Source organism: Sphingomonas sp. NPDC019816 (assembly GCF_050274375.1).
In the GTDB taxonomy this organism is placed as follows: domain Bacteria; phylum Pseudomonadota; class Alphaproteobacteria; order Sphingomonadales; family Sphingomonadaceae; genus Sphingomonas.
Map to the genome: position 1 here is coordinate 1 of NZ_JBNNOB010000253.1, position 1,880 is coordinate 1,880.

Annotated in this window: 3 protein-coding genes; 1 reads left to right on the forward strand and 2 read right to left on the reverse strand. The window is 68.2% G+C overall.

Annotated features, from left to right (window positions below):
• Positions 1-482, forward strand: a 482-nt coding sequence (locus ACQKJZ_RS19145) for a FadR/GntR family transcriptional regulator (protein ID WP_427733275.1), incomplete at its 5' end; no start/stop codon positions are given.
• 313 nt (positions 483-795) lie between these two features.
• On the opposite strand, the gene ACQKJZ_RS19150 is transcribed toward ACQKJZ_RS19145, so the two are convergent.
• Entirely contained in the window at positions 796-1,659 is an 864-nt protein-coding gene (locus tag ACQKJZ_RS19150) for an SMP-30/gluconolactonase/LRE family protein (RefSeq protein WP_427733277.1), read from the reverse strand.
• A gap of 29 nt (positions 1,660-1,688) precedes the next feature.
• The coding region (locus ACQKJZ_RS19155) for an SDR family oxidoreductase (RefSeq protein ID WP_427733279.1) at positions 1,689-1,880 on the reverse strand (192 nt) is incomplete at its 5' end.

A 1,880-nucleotide genomic window follows, 5' to 3' on the forward strand; every position in this document is an offset into this window, starting at 1 on the left:
GCAACCGCTGGAACCTGCTCGATCCCGATGTGCTGGCCTGGGCCTTTTCGGGCGAGCCGGACATTCATTTCGTGCGCAGCCTGTTCGAGCTGCGCGCGATCGTCGAGCCCGCCGCCGCGCGGCTGGCGGCCGAGCGGCGCGACAAGGCGGACCTGAAGGAAATGCGAGATGCGCTGGCCGCGATGCGCCGCCACACGCTGGCGACCGAGGCGGGGCGGACCGCCGACCGCGAGTTCCACAATGCGGTGCTGGCCGCCACTCGCAACGACGCGCTGGTCGTGCTGACCGCCAGCATCGGCGCGGCGGTCGCCTGGACCACCCAGTTCAAACAGCGGTCGCGCGCGCTGCCCCGCAATCCGGTGCCCGACCATGTGAAGGTCTATGACGCGATCGCGGCGAGCGATGTCGAGGCGGCGGGAGAGGCCATGCGGCTGCTCGTCGATCTGGCGCTGGAGGATACCCGCAGCGCGATGGAGGGGTAGGAAGGCCAGCGCCGACAGAGGAGCAGGCCACCCGAGACGCCCGGTTCGGGAATGGGGTTCCTGGGTCCGATACGCTTTCCTCCCCTGGAAGGGGAGGTGGCAGGCCGGAGGCCTGACGGAGGGGTGTCCGGGTGGGAAGCGTGGACCGACCTCGCCAATGGTGACACCCCTCCACCAGCTTCGTGTTCGAGCGAGATTGTGCCCCCGGCACAATCTTGGTCTGCCGGGGGCAGACCAAAGCTCGAACACCCCTCCCCTTGCAGGGGAGGAATGTTGGACCACCCAGCCGCCTGTCCATTGCTTCCAGGCCGTTTCAGAACGCCGCGCGGTGGAGCGGCTTGACCGGGACCGCGACCCGGAAGGTGAAGATGTCACCCGCCTGGGTCTGCTCGGCAAGTTGCTCCTCCGACAGGCCCTGCCGCGCGGTAGTGGCATAGGCGGTGCGGCCATCGGGGCCGCCCAGCGCGATCTTGGTGATGTTGGAGACGGGAAAGCGCACTTCGTCGGTCATCACGCCGTCCGGGCCATAGCGCCGCGCCGCCGATCCGCCGAAGAAGCCGACCCACACGCCGCCCTCGGCATCGCAGATCGCGCCATCGGGATGGCCATCGGCGTCGCCAAAGCGCGCGAACTCGGTCGCGGGGCCGAGCGTTCCGTCAGCCAGGATCGGATGCGCCAGGATCACCTTGCCCAGCGTATCGACATGATAGAGGATCGAATCATCGGGCGAGATCGCGGGGCCGTTGGTGATGCACACCGCGTCCGCGTTCGACGGCGTGACCAGCCCGGCCACCCAGCTGAACAAACGCCCCGACAAGGCGGCCTCGTCATTGTCCATCGTGCCGAACCAGATGCGGCCCTGCCCGTCGACACAGGCGTCGTTCAGGCGATTGGCGGGCAGGTGCGCGTCGACCTCGGCCATACGCTCGAACCCGCCGGTCGCGGGATCGAAGTGATGCGGGCCGGACTTCAACCCGGCGACGAAGCCGCCGCGCTGGGCCGGCACGACCCAGCCGACCATTTCGGGCGAGGCCCAGTGATCGAGCGTGCCCGCCACCGGATCGTGGCGGTAGATGCGCTGCTGCTTGATATCGACGAACCACAGCGCGTCGTCGACCCAGATCGGGCCTTCGCCCAGCGTCGCACCCACGGTCAGGCAATGTTCGGCCTGCTGCATCACTCTCTCCTATGCTCTCGCCCGGTTTGTTATCGCCAACCGGCGTCGATGAAATAGTCGTGGCCGGTGCACATCCGCGCATCGTCCGACGCGAGGAACAGCACCAGCGCCGCCACGTCCGCCGGCTGGATACGCCCGTCGAGGCACTGGGCCGCGACGATCTCCGCCTCGCCTTCGGGGGTATACCATTTTTCCTGGCGCGGTGTCTGCACATTGCCCGG